Origin of the sequence: Rhodococcus sp. LB1 (assembly GCF_001583455.1) — a bacterium.
GTDB lineage: Bacteria > Actinomycetota > Actinomycetes > Mycobacteriales > Mycobacteriaceae > Rhodococcus_F > Rhodococcus_F opacus.
Window position 1 is genome coordinate 14,624 of sequence record NZ_LTCZ01000290.1, and the last position, 12,831, is coordinate 27,454.

General features: G+C 68.8%; 14 protein-coding genes. 11 read left to right on the plus strand and 3 right to left on the minus strand.

Annotation, left to right across the window (positions count from 1 at the left end; all coding sequences use genetic code 11):
- Position 1: 1 nt before the first annotated feature.
- On the minus strand, positions 2 to 451 hold the full coding sequence (locus AZG88_RS29590; protein WP_005248582.1) for a DUF6325 family protein: 450 nt from the start codon (positions 449 to 451) through the stop codon (positions 2 to 4).
- Between the two features lie 286 nt (positions 452 to 737).
- On the opposite strand from AZG88_RS29590, the gene AZG88_RS29595 reads away from it, so the two are divergent.
- From AZG88_RS29595 to AZG88_RS29615, 5 genes are all read left to right on the plus strand, one after another.
- Complete coding sequence (locus AZG88_RS29595; RefSeq protein WP_005248583.1) at positions 738 to 1,946, plus strand: low temperature requirement protein A; 1,209 nt, start codon at positions 738 to 740, stop codon at positions 1,944 to 1,946.
- A 116-nt stretch (positions 1,947 to 2,062) separates the two neighbouring features.
- Entirely contained in the window at positions 2,063 to 3,313 is a 1,251-nt protein-coding gene (locus AZG88_RS29600) for a molybdopterin-dependent oxidoreductase (RefSeq protein ID WP_061699924.1), read from the plus strand.
- Position 3,314: 1 nt separating this feature from the next.
- On the plus strand, positions 3,315 to 3,827 hold the full coding sequence (locus tag AZG88_RS29605) for a hypothetical protein (protein ID WP_061040851.1): 513 nt from the start codon (positions 3,315 to 3,317) through the stop codon (positions 3,825 to 3,827).
- A complete protein-coding gene (locus tag AZG88_RS29610) occupies positions 3,824 to 4,483 on the plus strand; it encodes a class I SAM-dependent methyltransferase (protein WP_037181676.1) in 660 nt (219 codons plus the stop codon). Before AZG88_RS29605 ends, AZG88_RS29610 begins: the two co-directional genes overlap by 4 nt.
- Before the next feature lie 87 nt (positions 4,484 to 4,570).
- Entirely contained in the window at positions 4,571 to 5,239 is a 669-nt protein-coding gene (locus AZG88_RS29615; RefSeq protein ID WP_025431706.1) for a hypothetical protein, read from the plus strand.
- Between the two features lie 38 nt (positions 5,240 to 5,277).
- On the opposite strand, the gene AZG88_RS29620 is transcribed toward AZG88_RS29615, so the two are convergent.
- On the minus strand, positions 5,278 to 6,690 hold the full coding sequence (locus AZG88_RS29620; RefSeq protein ID WP_061040850.1) for a hypothetical protein: 1,413 nt from the start codon (positions 6,688 to 6,690) through the stop codon (positions 5,278 to 5,280).
- Between the two features lie 20 nt (positions 6,691 to 6,710).
- Here AZG88_RS29620 and AZG88_RS29625 point away from each other — a divergent pair, with 20 nt between their 5' ends.
- The 4 genes from AZG88_RS29625 to AZG88_RS29640 are packed head-to-tail and all read left to right on the plus strand — an operon-like array spanning position 6,711 to position 9,919.
- Complete coding sequence (locus AZG88_RS29625; RefSeq protein WP_061040849.1) at positions 6,711 to 7,517, plus strand: S-methyl-5'-thioadenosine phosphorylase; 807 nt, start codon at positions 6,711 to 6,713, stop codon at positions 7,515 to 7,517.
- A complete protein-coding gene (locus AZG88_RS29630) occupies positions 7,514 to 8,581 on the plus strand; it encodes an NAD-dependent epimerase/dehydratase family protein (protein WP_061699925.1) in 1,068 nt (355 codons plus the stop codon). The genes AZG88_RS29625 and AZG88_RS29630 overlap by 4 nt, the downstream gene beginning before the upstream one ends.
- Positions 8,574 to 9,248 (plus strand): glycosyltransferase family 2 protein, encoded by a 675-nt coding sequence (locus tag AZG88_RS29635; protein WP_005248591.1) that lies wholly within the window; start codon positions 8,574 to 8,576, stop codon positions 9,246 to 9,248. Before AZG88_RS29630 ends, AZG88_RS29635 begins: the two co-directional genes overlap by 8 nt.
- On the plus strand, positions 9,245 to 9,919 hold the full coding sequence (locus AZG88_RS29640; RefSeq protein WP_082833517.1) for a TIGR04282 family arsenosugar biosynthesis glycosyltransferase: 675 nt from the start codon (positions 9,245 to 9,247) through the stop codon (positions 9,917 to 9,919). Before AZG88_RS29635 ends, AZG88_RS29640 begins: the two co-directional genes overlap by 4 nt.
- A 7-nt stretch (positions 9,920 to 9,926) precedes the next feature.
- Here AZG88_RS29640 and AZG88_RS29645 read toward each other — a convergent pair whose 3' ends face one another.
- Positions 9,927 to 10,616 carry a TetR/AcrR family transcriptional regulator gene (locus AZG88_RS29645; RefSeq protein WP_025431704.1) on the minus strand — a complete coding sequence of 230 codons (690 nt, stop codon included), beginning with the start codon at positions 10,614 to 10,616 and terminating at the stop codon, positions 9,927 to 9,929.
- Positions 10,617 to 10,835: 219 nt separating this feature from the next.
- Between AZG88_RS29645 and AZG88_RS29650 the strand changes: the two genes are divergently transcribed.
- Positions 10,836 to 11,741, plus strand: coding sequence for a metal-dependent hydrolase (locus tag AZG88_RS29650; RefSeq protein ID WP_061699926.1), 906 nt, complete (start codon positions 10,836 to 10,838; stop codon positions 11,739 to 11,741).
- The gene (locus tag AZG88_RS29655) at positions 11,741 to 12,808 is read left to right on the plus strand and encodes a PDR/VanB family oxidoreductase (protein WP_061699927.1); all 1,068 of its coding nucleotides are present in this window, start codon (positions 11,741 to 11,743) and stop codon (positions 12,806 to 12,808) included. The genes AZG88_RS29650 and AZG88_RS29655 overlap by 1 nt, the downstream gene beginning before the upstream one ends.
- The last annotated feature ends 23 nt before the right edge of the window (positions 12,809 to 12,831 follow it).

Genomic DNA, 12,831 nt, shown 5'->3' on the forward strand with positions numbered 1-12,831 from the left:
TTCAGTTTCTGGCTTCGAGAGCGTCGAGTGACGCCAGGATGCCCTGTACAGGGATGCGGCCCGACGCCACGAGTTGCGCTCCGGTGCGACGCAGGGCGGTTGCGAGCGGTGCGGCCCAAGTGTTCTCGTAGACCAGTACCGCAGCCGAAGCACCTGGCTCGAGCACGGATCCGGCGTCGGCGATGTCCGTCAGGTCGAGCAGGCCGGTCGAGGCCTCGGCGAAGAGCGACACATCTATATCGCCCACGAGTCCGACGTCGACGACGTCGATCGCCACGACGGAGCCGTCCGTTTCCTTGCGAAGGAAGACCAGGTCGAGCACTCGCACAGTGCCCTGCTCGACGAGTTCGCGGAGGATCGCCAACGCTGATCCGTCCGGTCGTCGGTCGGCAGGGAACTCCACCACGAGATAATCGATGGGTCCGCTATCCTCCGGGTCGATTTCGTTCACCGGAAAAACCTCTCTTCGTGCCTGCTGCGTAGATCCGCGGAAACCACCCCGAATCGGGGCTCGGTCACACTGGCCCCGGCCTTCCCACGAGAATTCCGGCCATCGTCCGAGCATAATCCCGTTCGAGACCGTCTCATGGGCTTTCCGGGATCCCTCGCTCCTTCACCCGCGTTCCGGCGAAAGGTCCTCGGATCACGGCCGACCCGCGCCGGCCGGGCGACCGGTCCCTCTACTTGCGCGGCCCCAGGACTTTCCCGCGTCGCTGTCCGGTGGCAGCATTCTCCCCGTGACTTTTGCTCATCGTTTGCGTCCCCGTCTCGTCGAAGAGCGAGCGTCGGTGTCGCCGCTCGAGCTGTTCTTCGACCTCGTCTTCGTGTTCGCTCTCACCCGCGTCACCGATCTGATGGCCGAGGACCCCACCGGGGTGAACCTGCTGCGCGGCGCACTGGTGATGGCCGTCCTGTGGTGGAGCTGGGTGGGGTACGCCTGGCTCTGCAACCTCGTGCGCGCCGACGAGGGCATCGTGCGGGTGGTGATGTTCGGCGCGATGGGCGCCATGTTCATCACCGCGCTGACGATCCCCGAGGCGTTCGACGACCTGGCCGGCGGACTCGACGGCCCCGTCATCTTCGCCCTCGGGTACTTCGTCGTCCGCCTCCTGCATTTGGTGATGTTCTGGGTGATCAGCCGCACCGACCCCCAGCTGCGCGGTCAGGTGCTGCGCTTCGCACCGAGCATGATCACCGGCACCGTGTTCCTGCTCATCGCGTCGCAGCTCACCGGCACGGCACAGACCGTGATGTGGATCCTCGCCCTCGCCGGCGACTACATCGGCACACTGATCGGCGGCACCGACTGGCGGTTGCGGTCGGTGAGCCACTTCGCCGAACGGCACGGCCTCATCATCATCGTCGCGCTCGGCGAGTCGATCGTGTCGATCGGCATCGGCGTCGCGAGTCTGCCGATCTCCTGGGCGATCATCGTCGCCTCGTTGCTGGGACTCGCCGTGTCGGGGCTGCTGTGGTGGTCGTACTTCGACGTCACGTCACTGGCCGTCGAGCACGCCTTCGAGGAGGCGAGCGGTGCGCGTCAGATCAGGATCGCCCGGAACTGTTACAGCTTCCTGCACCTGCCGATGGTGATCGGGATCGTGATGCTGTCGCTCGGCCTGAAGAAGATCCTGTCGTACGTCGGCGACGGCAACCATCACCGGCTCACCGACCCGCTGTACGGCTGGCCGGTGATCGCACTGTTCGGCGGCGCGGCGCTGTACCTCCTCGCGCTGGTCGCGTTCAAGGCGTACGCGACGAGGTCGGTCACCGTGCCGCGCGTCGTGACGGCGGTCGTGCTGATCGCGCTGCTCCCCGCCGTCTGGCACATCCCGGCCCTCGCCACGCTCGGCGTGCTCACCGCGGTCCTGCTCGCGATGATCGGATACGAGATGGTCCGGTACGACCAGCCCCGCGACGAAATCCGCCACGGCGCCCACCCGTGAGTACTTATTAACCTCCCGCGGTTAACAAGTACTCACGGGCGAAGCAGTCCTGCACGGCGGCGGCACCGAATTACCTCTGAGGCTCGAGATGATCGAGCCGGAGGGATTGATACACCATGATCGACAACTCTCGCGGCCCACGATTACGCAGTCCATTGCGCGGACCGTGGCTGACCTCGGTATTCGGCCTCGTTCTGCTGATCGGGCTTCCGGTCGTCATCGTCACGGGACTGCTCTCGTACATCGCGTACGGTCCGCAGTTCGGGCAGGCCCGTCCCGGCGAAGTCGGGTGGCTGCACCTTCCGTACTTCGCGTGGCCCACCCGGCCGTCGTGGTTGTACCGGCTCACGCAGGGGCTGCACGTCGGGCTCGGACTGATCCTGGTGCCGATCGTGCTCGCCAAGCTGTGGTCGGTGATCCCCAAGCTGTTCGTGTTTCCGCCGGTGCGGTCGCCGGCGCAGGCGCTCGAACGTCTGTCGCTGATCGCCCTGGTCGGCGGTGCGCTGTTCGAGATCATCACCGGGGTCCTGAACATCCAGTACGACTACATCTTCGGCTTCGACTTCTACACGGCGCACTACTGGGGCGCGTGGGTCTTCATCGCCGGGTTCGTGACGCACACGATCCTGAAGGTGCCGTTGATGGTGAGGTCGCTACGTTCCCGGTCGTTCCGGGAGATGCTGCGCACGTCCCGCGCTGACACGCGCCCCGAACCGCCGGACGAGAACGGCCTCGTGGCCGAAGACCCCACCCCGCCCACGATCAGCCGCCGCGGCGCCCTCGCCCTGGTCGGTGGCGGCGCCGCCCTGGTCGCCGTCCTGTCGGTCGGGCAGACCACCGGCGGATTCCTGCGCAGCGCCGCGCTGCTCCTCCCCCGCGGCCGCTCGTACGGTGACGGTCCCAACGACTTTCAGATCAATCGCACCGCCACGGCCGCGCACATCACCCCGGAGCTGATCGGCGACACCTGGAGGCTCTCGGTGACGGGTGGCGCGGAACCCGTGCAGCTGAGCCGAAGTCAGCTGCGCGCGATGCCGTCACACACGGCGTCGCTGCCGATCGCGTGCGTCGAGGGATGGTCCACCACCGAGACGTGGACAGGTGTGCGACTTCGTGACCTCGCGGACGCCGCCGGGGTGACCGCGTTCGCGTCGGCGAAGGTGACGTCGCTGGAACGGTCCGGGGCGTTCAACCAGGCGGTGCTGACGGCCGATCAGGTGCGCGACGCCGACGCCCTGCTCGCCCTCGAGGTCAACGGCGCGGACCTGTCCCTCGACCACGGCTACCCCGCCCGGATCATCGTTCCCGCCCTGCCCGGCGTACACAACACCAAATGGGTGCAGGCCATCGAATTCCGGGAGGCGTGAGATGCGCCGATTCGCCCGCTTCTACGGCGCCGACCCGCTGCATCTGCTGGCGGTGCTGTTCACGTTCGCCCTCGCCGGATATGCGGTGGCGGTGGTGGGTCCGCAGAATCTGTGGAATCAGGACGTGTGGTGGAAGTCGATCGCCGTGTGGTTCCTCGGCGCGGTGATCGCCCACGACCTCGTGCTGTTCCCGCTGTACGCGCTCGCGGACCGGTCCCTGACGTCCGGGCTGAACGCGATGCGGGGCAGGAGACCGCCACGACCGCAATCGGTTTCGGCGCTCAACTACATTCGCGTGCCGACGCTCGCGTCCGGGCTGACACTGCTGCTGTTCCTGCCGGGAATCATCGAGCAGGGCGCCGACGCGTATCTCGCTGCGACGGGGCTGACGCAGGAACCCTTCCTCGACCGCTGGCTGCTACTCACCGCAACGTTCTTCGCGGTGTCCGCCGTCGCGTACGCCACCCGACTTGCGCTGTCCCGCACGGATGGTGGCACGGTGAGCGGCTCATGAGGAGGACCGACGTGTCCACGGACCTCCTGATGCGGCGCGCGTCGGCGGGACTCCCGTGCTGGGTGCGCGACGCACGGGGAACGCGTCGCCCCCTGCCGGTGGGCCGGTGGATGGGCGGGGACGCATCCTCCCTCTCCGATCGGATCGCGGACCGGGTGATGCTCACCGGCTGTCACGGCGCCACCGTGGACCTCGGATGCGGACCGGGCCGCCTCACCGCGGCACTCGTGTCGGCCGGCGTCGCGGCGCTGGGCGTCGATTCGTCGTTCACGGCAGTGCAACTCACGATCCGCCGAGGCGGACTCGCGCTGCACCGGGACATCTTCGCGCCGCTTCCGCGGTCCGGGCACTGGGACCGGGTGCTGCTCGCCGACGGCAACATCGGTATCGGCGGAGAGCCGGTGCGGATACTGCGCCGCGCACGAGAACTGTTGCAACCACACGGAATTGTGATCGCCGAGGTGGATCCGCCGACCACGACAGGGGTTCGTCACGAACTACTGCGCTGGGAGACGGAGCATCTCGCCGGCGAGTGGTTCGCCTGGGCGAGTGTGGGTGTCGCCGCGATGTCCGGGGTCGCACGCGCTGCCGGACTGAGCGTGATCGATGTTCTGCAGCACGCCAATCGGTACTTCGTGCGGATGGAATGGGCGTAAGAGCTCCCATCCGCCGGCGAGGTCGCACCGAATACCTAGTGAACATCCACCCACCACCCCTTCCTCCGGAAAGGTTGTTTGATCATCATGTCGAACTATCGAAAAGCACTCGTAGCAGCGGCCATCGGCACCCTGGCCCTGACCCCGCTCGCGGCGTGCTCGAGCAACGATTCGAATGCGTCGTCGAATGTCAGCGCAGCAGCAGCCACTCAACCCGCACCCGTCGCCCAGGTCGACAACCTGACCGGGGTGAGTACCGCCGTCGCACTGGATTCCGGCTTCACCGGAGCCCTGACGACGCTCGGCCTCACCCCCGGAGTGGTGGGTACGGCGGCCCTCGCCGACGGATCGGTCAGCTTTCCGATCACCGGCGGCAACGTGAAGTACTGGGAGCCGGGGACGGTCGATCCCTACGTGCAGGGCGAGATCATGCACGACGGCAGTGGATTGTCGCTGGCGGCACCCGGCACCGTCGTCGAACTCACCGATTTCGCGATCGACCCGGGCACGTCGCTGCTCACCGGGGACGTGAGCGTCAACGGTGCGCCCGCGGCGGCCGATGCGGTGTTGTTCGATCTCGACGGCCGCACGTTGAAGCCTCTGCAGACAGGACCGAACGACACCGCCATCCTGCAGGGTACCGAGGTCAAGATCTCGGAGGACGCGGCCGGACTGCTGAACGAGACGTTCAAGACCGACGCCGTGAAGCCGGGGCTGCTGGTCGGAATCGCCACCATCACGATCGCGACCAAGTGACCGTCTGCCCCCGAACGGCACCTCGGATGCGCCGGCCGTCACCAGTTCGTGAACAGCAGATGGTTGACGGCCAGCGCACCGGCGGCCTGCACCGCGAGCCAGAACCGATGGTTTCCGCGCGGCAGGAGTGCGGGGGCGGCGAGAAGCCACACTTCGAAGGGCAACCAGATCCGCTCGGTCTCCGCCTTGCTCAACGCGCTCAGGTCGGCGATCACCACCGCCAGCAGCGCGGAGAGTACGAGGAGCGGAACCGGCGACAGCGCCCGCACCCGCGACCAGGCGAACGCCCGGGGCAGGGCGGCGGGCACCGCCAACCCCACCGCGCAGACGAGCGACGCGAAGTTGGCCCAGCCCCAGTAGGCGAACGGACGATCCGACGCGATGCCCTGGTAATACCGTTCCTGCACCAGTTGGTAGCCGTCGAACCACCAGAATCCGTACAGCGTGAACACGGCCGCCACCGCGAGCGCACCGACCAACGCGCCGACCAGTGGACGGGCCGTGCGCGCGATCACCAGGACGGCGACCGCCGGAATCGCCATCAGTGTGAGCCCGTAGCTGAGGTAGACACCGAATCCGAGCAGCACGCCCGCCGCCACCGCGACGAGGGCGGGGACCGGGACGGCCCGAGTCGCCGACAGGGCCAGCAGGGCGATCCCCCACGCCACCACACCGGCGAACAGTGCGTCCGCCGACACCGCCACCCAGATCGCGGCGGGTGCGAGGACGAGGAACGGGGCCGCGCGGCGGGCCATGGCCTCGTCGCCGAGCGCACGGATGGCGACGATCACCGCGGCCCCGGCGCTGGATCCGACCGCGACGCACAGCGCGGACGCCCAGGCACCGCCGTCGAGTCCGATCCGGTCGAGCCAGACGAACGTCAGGAGCGCACCGGGCGGATGCCCGGACACGTGGGTGGTCCACGAATCGGGCTGCAGGTCCAGGATCCGGCCCGCGAAACCGCGCAGCGTCGCGGGGATGTCCGTGACACGAGGGACCTCGTGGAGATACTCGTCGGTGGAGGTCAGGCGCCCGGCAAAGCCGCGCTGCCAGCCGTCGACCAGCGCGAGCGCCATCGCCCACAGGGCGGAGACGAGCCACACTCCCACCGTGAGGCGACGCCACGCCAGCGTCTGCGCCAGGTCCGGCCCCCACATCACGACCGCCGCCGCGACGGCGACGGCGACCGGCGTCCCCCACCCGAAGTGCACGTCGCGGAACCCGAACAGCGGCGCGGCGTCCGCGAAGTCCCGCACGCTCTCCGCGGTGCGGTGGACGATCGGCGTGATCGTCTCGTTTCCCAGGCGCGGGACGACGAACGCGACCACCACCAGGATCAGGGCGAGCGCGGCGCCCATGACGTCGCGGTACGGAAAATTCCGCTCCTCGGCGCGCTGCGGGGATCCGATGACGTCATCTCCTTCGGCGAAAGTCGCACTCGCGCCCAGCATAACGACGGAGGATTGACTGCATGACCGCAATGAGTGCACGCGAACCGGCCCGCGCGGACGTCGCCGTGATCGGCGGGAGCGGCTTCTACTCGTTCTTCGACGAGGACGCCGCGGAAGTCACGATCGACACTCCGTACGGCAGCCCCAGCGCCCCGATCACGGTCGGCGACGTGGAGGGCAGGCGGGTGGCGTTCCTCCCCCGCCACGGCGCCCGGCACGAATTCGCGCCGCACACCATCCCGTACCGCGCGAACCTGTGGGCGCTGCGCACGCTGGGCGTGCGGCAGGTGTTCGCACCCTGCGCCGCCGGCAGCCTCACCCCCGACCTCGGACCGGGCTCGATGGTCGTGCCCGACCAGTTGGTCGATCGCACCAGCGGCCGCACGCAGACCTACTTCGACGGAGGCGGTGTGCACGTCCAGTTCGCCGACCCGTACTGCTCGGACCTGCGCAAGGCCGCCGCCCGGCCGGGCGCAGTGGAGGGCGGTGTGCTGGTGGTGGTCGAGGGACCGCGCTTCTCGACCAGGGCGGAGAGCCTGTGGTTCGCCCGGCAGGGCTGGACCCTCGTCAACATGACGGGCCACCCCGAGGCGGTCCTCGCCCGGGAACTCGAGATGTGCTACGCCACCATCGCTTTGGTCACCGACCTGGATGCGGGGATCGAGGCCGGCGACGGTGTTCGCGCCGTGGACGTCTTCGCCGAGTTCCAGCGCAATCTCGGGTCGCTGAAGACGCTGGTGCGGTCCGCGATCGCCGCCGCGCCCGAGGGCGCCTGCGAAGCCTGCCGCGTCCACGAGGGTGTGACGCTGCCGATCGAGCTGCCATGACCGGAACACGCGTACTACTCACGGGTGCAGCCGGATTCATCGGCAGCCACGTCCGCACCGCGCTGACCGGAGCCGGCCACGACGTCGTGGCCGTGGATGCACTGCTCCCGTCCGCGCACGGTGCCGACGTCGAGCCGCCGGACGGTGTGCGACGCGCCGACGTCCGCGACCTTCCCGCTCTGATCGAACTGCTGCGGGGTGTGGACGTCGTATGCCATCAGGCCGCCGTCGTCGGTGCCGGTGTGGATGTGAGCGATGCCCCGGCCTACGCCAGCCACAACGACGTCGGCACCGCGACGCTGCTCGCCGCGATGCACGAGTCGGGTTGCGAGAAGCTGATACTCGCGTCGTCGATGGTCGTCTACGGAGAAGGCCGGTACCGCAACGGGCGGGGCGAGTTCGTGGAACCGGCCGCCCGCCGGACCGAGGACCTGGCAGCGGGAATCTTCGACGAGACGGATCCCGATACGGGGAAGCCCCTGGAGTGGGCCCTCGTGGAGGAGAACTCGCCACTGCGGCCGCGGAGTCTCTACGCCGCAGGAAAGGTCGCGCAGGAGAACTATGCGCTCGCCTGGGCACTGGCCACCGGCGGTTCCGTGACCGCTCTGCGCTATCACAACGTGTACGGCGATCGCATGCCGCGCAACACCCCGTACTCCGGCGTGGCCGCGATGTTCCGTTCAGCCCTCGAGAACGGCGACCCACCGCACGTGTTCGAGGACGGCAGGCAGACGCGGGATTTCGTGCACGTCCACGACGTCGCGGCGGCGAACGTGGCCGCGGTCGAGGCGGCGCTGCCGGGATTCTCGGCGTTCAATGTGTGCTCGGGACAACCGATCACGATCGGCGAGGTGGCCGCGACGCTCGCGCGTTCGTACGGTGGCCCCGATCCCGTCGTCACCGGCGAATACCGTCCGGAAGACGTGCGGCACATCGTTGCCGACCCCCGGCTGGCCCGGGAGCGGCTGGGGTTCCGGGCGCAGATCATGCCCGCCGAGGGGATCGCGGCGTTCGCGCACGCCCCCCTGAGGGACGCGGCGCCGGCGGGACCTCCCCGTGTCTGAGCGCTCACCGATCCGTGCACGGGACGTCACCGTCGTGATCCCGTGCATGAACGAGGCCGGATCCCTGCCCGGAGTGCTGACCGCGGTGCCCCGCGACTACCGGACGGTGGTGGTGGACAACAACTCCACCGACGACACCGCCGCAGTAGCCGGCGCGCACGGTGCGTCGGTGGTGCGGGAGCACGTCCCGGGATACGGTTCGGCCGTGCACGCCGGGGTGCTGGCGGCGCAGACACCGGTGGTCTGCGTGCTGGACGGCGACGGCTCGATGGACCCGGGTGAACTCCCGCGACTGGTCGCCGCGCTGGACTCGGGAGCCGACCTCGCCGTGGGACGGCGTCGGGCCGATCGACGCGGCACGTGGCCGCTGCACAGCAGGATCGGCAACGCCGTCCTCGCCGCACGACTCCGGCGCCGGTACGGCCTGCCGATCCACGACCTCGGGGCGATGCGAGCCGTGCGCAGACAGGACCTCCTCGACTTGGGCGTCGACGACCGCAGGTCGGGCTATCCGCTGCAGCTCCTCGTGCTCGCCGGCCGCGCCCACTGGCGGGTCGTAGAACGTGACATCACGTACCGCCCGCGCACCGCGGGAACGTCGAAGGTGTCGGGTTCGCTGAAGGGCACCGTCCTCGCCGTCCACGACTTCTGGAAGGTGATCGGGTGATCCTCGACGTCGCAGTACTCGTGGTCGCGAAGGCGCCGGTGCCCGGGTTCGCGAAGACCCGGCTCGCGCGGGACGTCGGCGACGCCCGGGCCGCCGACCTCGCCGCCGCCTCGTTGCTGGACACCCTGGACGCCGTCACGGGTGCCCGCGTCGCGCGGCGGGTGGTGGCGATGACCGGCGACCTCGGCCGGGCGGTCCGGGGCACCGACATCGCGGCAGCGCTCGACCGTTTCACGGTTCTGCCGCAGCGGGGTGAGGATTTCGCGGAGCGATTGGTGAACGCCCACGCCGACACGTTCGACGCGTTCGGCCTGCCGGTACTCCAGATCGGCATGGACACACCGCAGGTGACGGCGGGACTGCTCGCGGAATCGGCGGACCTGCTCACCGAGCGGAAGGGCAGATGCGTCCTCGGACTCGCGGAGGACGGCGGGTGGTGGATCCTCGGAGCGCACGACGCGGTCGCGGCGGAGGCGATACGCCCGGTTCCCACGTCGAGTCCGGACACCGGACGCCTCACCCGGGAGGCCCTCCTCGCCGCCGGCGTCGAGGTGCTGTCGCTGCCGACGCTCCGCGACGTCGACTACGCGGCCGACGTCGCCCCGGTCGCCGCCCTCTGCCCGGAGTCCAGCCGCTTCCGCCGTGAGTACTTATTAACCACGGGAGGTTGATAAGTACTCACGGGGCGTTGATGCGGGCAAGTGCGAGGTAGAGCGGTTCGGTGGGATCGAGTTCGATCCCGTTGCGACGGAGGAACGCGTCGAGGACGCCCCACACGAGGGGTGCCACCTGGCCGACGAAGTGCTCGGTGTCCGGTTTCCCGGAGTCTGTCGACGACTCGAGCCACAGGTCGGTCGTCGAGACCATGATCCCGACCGCGGCGCGGGCCGTGAACCGGACGTCGGAGACTTCGGCGGACACGGACTCGAAGATCGTCGACGCGACCCCGGCCAGCCGATCGGTGAGGTCGCGCTCGACGTCGAGGGACAGGGCTGATCCCGCGCCGTCCTGTTTCAGCTCGCCGTCCGCCAGGAAGCGGAAGACGTTCGGGTGCTCGGCGACCACCTCGGCGTAGCCCGTGATGGCGTGGTTCAGCGCCTCCTGCGGAGTGGTGAGCAGGAAGTTGAACTTGGGCGCCACCAGCTTGTAGACGTCGTGGGTGGTGCGGTCGGCGATGGCCTTGTAGAGGTCGGCCTTGTCTGCGAAGTGCCGGTACAGCCGGGGCTTCGTGGCCCCCGCCTCCTTGGCGATGTCGTTCATGCTCGGGCGTGGGCCGTGCGTGTCGATCACCCGATAGGCGGCGTCGATGAACTCCTCGCGGGCGCGTGCCCGCCGGTCCCACGACCGCGGGGTGTCTGTTTCTGCCACTTCGCCTGGACTCCGAATACTCGTTGGACCGCATGCCGATACCCAGGGTACGGGACCTCGTTCCGGCAACGACACTAGTGGTTGACACCGAAGTGCGCCGGTGTGACACTCGACTCCAACAAAACGTAACCGCGGGTAACGCTCATCGTGTCTCGCGGTAACCCGGCCACGCGGCCGAACGGCGTCCCTCGCCCGAAGCCGACTTCGAGGAGATCACTGATGGCACTGCGGAACGGAAAGAAGGTCGACGCGATCGACGTCGACCCCGGTGACGTGACCCTGCAGGCACGCAACGTGAATTTCGACTGGTCCCGGACCCCGCTGCACTGGATTCCCGGCGAACCGATCGCCTCGCACACGCTCAGCGCGATCAACCTGATCCTCCCCGAGGGGGAGCGGTGGTTCTGCGCCACGTTCACCGAGGCGCTGCCTCTGATCAACGACGACCGACTCCGCGCCGACGTCCGAGGGTTCATCGGGCAGGAGGCGATGCACGCCGAAACACACAACGTGGTGCTGTACGAGTTCCTGGACGCACACGACGTGGACCCGCGGCCGTTCGTGTTGCAGTCCGAATTCCTCATGAGGAAGGTGCTGGGCCGCAGGGAGATGGGCAGCGCCCGCGCGCAGCGTCAGCAACTCGTCGAACGGCTCGCGTTCATCGGTGCGATCGAGCACATGACGGCGTTCCTGGGCGACTGGATCCTGAACGCGCGCCTCGAGGACTTCGACGCCGACCCGAGCATGACCGACCTGTACCGCTGGCACGGCGCGGAGGAGGTCGAGCACCGCAACGTCGCTCACGACGTCGCCATGTACTTCGGCGTGGGGTACTTCCGCCGCAACCTCGCCATGCTGGTGTCGTATCTCGCGTTTCTGGTGGTGATGACGCGCGGGCTGAAGTTCATCGTGCACGCCGACCCGACCATGCGCGACCGCGGCTACTTCTCCCTGTGGATGGGGCTGCTCGCCGCGATGCGCCGCGGTTCCCTGCCCGGCCTGACGAGCCTGTTCCGGGGCGCGCTCCGATATCTGCACCCCCGCTACTCGCCGCAGGCCGAGGGCGACACGGCACAGGCCATCGCCTACCTGGCCAAGTCGCCTGCCGCGAGGGCGGCGGCGTAGTGACTCCGACGTATCCGGCACCGACCTCCGTACCGGGTGATCTGTGGGGGAAGCGGCAACGCGACCCGCTGCTGCGTGCCGTCGCCGGTGTCACCACCGCGTACATGCGCTCGCTGCGCTTCCTGTACCGCACCGATCTCACCCCACCGGTCAGCGACGGCTGCCGGCGACTGCTGGTGCGCGAGCGCCGGGTGGTGGCGCACGACGAGAACGTCGTGAGCCTCACGCTGGCCGCCCCCAACGTCGGCGAACTCGACCAGTGGCGCCCGGGTGCGCATCTCGACCTGGAGCTGCCGTCCGGGCTGCGGCGTCAGTACTCGCTGTGCGGCGATCCGGCGGACAGTCGCGCGTACACCATTGCGGTGCGGCGCATTCCCGACGGCGGCGGCGGTTCGCGCGAGGTCCACGACATCCTGCACCCCGGAGCCTCGGTGACGGTCCGCGGCCCGTTCAACGCGTTCCCGCTGGCACTTCCCGGGCACGGATCGACGGCGGACCGACTGCACTTCGTCGCGGGCGGAATCGGGATCACCTCCATCCTTCCGATGGCGCGACTGGCCCATCGGCTCGACCTGGACTGGTCGATGGTCTACACCGGCCGCAACCGGGAGTCGTTGCCGTTCCTCGACCAGCTCGCCGAGTTCGGCGACCGGGTGACCGTGCGCACCGACGACGACGGCGGAATACCCACAGCGGCCGAACTACTCGGCACCGTGAGCGACACCGCAGCCGTGTACTGCTGCGGGCCGATCCCGCTGATCGCGGCGGTCGATGCCGCGTTGCCGCCCGGCACCGAATTCCACTACGAGCGGTTCTCGCCGCCACCGATCGTCGACGGACGGCAGTTCGAGGTCGAACTCGCCCGCACCGGCGAGGTCGTCCGCGTTCCCGCCGACCGAACCGCGCTCGACGCGATCTCCGAAGTGCGCCCCGGACTTGCCTTCTCCTGCCGGCAAGGGTTCTGCGGAACCTGCGCCGTCCGCGTGGAGCACGACAGCCGGACGTCCGGCCAGATGCTGTTGTGCGTCGACCGCACGGACGGCGAACGCGTCGTCCTGGACATCTGACAACACCTTCGAGGAGACGGGCC

What these genes read in the sequence shown, in the direction of transcription:
- AZG88_RS29625 (WP_061040849.1), top strand. Translation starts at nt 6,711, where the DNA reads ATGACCGCAATGAGTGCACGCGAACCGGCCCGCGCGGACGTCGCCGTG.
- AZG88_RS29600 (WP_061699924.1), top strand. Translation starts at nt 2,063, where the DNA reads ATGATCGACAACTCTCGCGGCCCACGATTACGCAGTCCATTGCGCGGA.
- AZG88_RS29615 (WP_025431706.1), top strand. Translation starts at nt 4,571, where the DNA reads ATGTCGAACTATCGAAAAGCACTCGTAGCAGCGGCCATCGGCACCCTG.
- AZG88_RS29630 (WP_061699925.1), top strand. Translation starts at nt 7,514, where the DNA reads ATGACCGGAACACGCGTACTACTCACGGGTGCAGCCGGATTCATCGGC.
- AZG88_RS29620 (WP_061040850.1), bottom strand. Translation starts at nt 6,690, where the DNA reads ATGCTGGGCGCGAGTGCGACTTTCGCCGAAGGAGATGACGTCATCGGA.
- AZG88_RS29650 (WP_061699926.1), top strand. Translation starts at nt 10,836, where the DNA reads ATGGCACTGCGGAACGGAAAGAAGGTCGACGCGATCGACGTCGACCCC.
- AZG88_RS29610 (WP_037181676.1), top strand. Translation starts at nt 3,824, where the DNA reads ATGAGGAGGACCGACGTGTCCACGGACCTCCTGATGCGGCGCGCGTCG.
- AZG88_RS29605 (WP_061040851.1), top strand. Translation starts at nt 3,315, where the DNA reads ATGCGCCGATTCGCCCGCTTCTACGGCGCCGACCCGCTGCATCTGCTG.